This window comes from Muricoccus vinaceus (assembly GCF_042433125.1).
In the GTDB taxonomy this organism is placed as follows: Bacteria; Pseudomonadota; Alphaproteobacteria; order Acetobacterales; family Acetobacteraceae; genus Roseomonas; species Roseomonas vinacea.
In genome coordinates this window covers 1-516 of record NZ_JBHLVZ010000127.1, presented here as the reverse complement: position 1 = coordinate 516, position 516 = coordinate 1, and the positions used below count along the sequence as shown (strand labels likewise).

General features: G+C 66.1%; 1 protein-coding gene. It reads left to right on the top strand.

Translation table 11 applies throughout. The features are described from left to right. Window positions 1-55: 55 nt before the first annotated feature. Window positions 56-516: transposase (locus ACFFIC_RS29910; protein ID WP_377057270.1), on the top strand; the 461-nt coding region annotated here is incomplete at its 3' end.

Sequence of the window (516 nt, the reverse complement as noted above, 5' to 3'; positions counted from 1 at the left end):
CCGGAATTGCAGGGATCAGTTGGAACCATGCGATAATCCTGCGATTCTGGCGGGCATGAAGCATCGTCCCCGCCCTTTGGAACAGGCCGACCTGCTGCGGCCACGGCTGGTCGACATGATCGATGGACGGCATGAGCTGGTCCGGCTCGCCGGGTTGATCGACTGGCCATGGTTCGAGCGGGAGTGGGCGGGCTTCTTTCCAGCTGGTGAGGGACGGCCCGCCACCCATCCGCGCCTGGTGGCGGGGCTGATGTACCTGCAGCACGCCTTCAACCTTTCGGACGAGGCGGTGCTCGCCCGATGGGTGGAGAACCCGTACTTCCAGCACTTCACTGGCGAGACCTGCTTCCAGCACCGCCCGCCCATTCACCCCTCCTCGCTCAGCCGCTGGCGCGGCCGCATCGGCGAGGAGGGCGTGGAGTGGCTGCTTACCAAGACTATCGAGGCGGGTCGTGCCTGCGGGGCCGTGACGTCGCGCAGCCTGTCCGAGATCGCGGTGGACACCACCGTTATGGA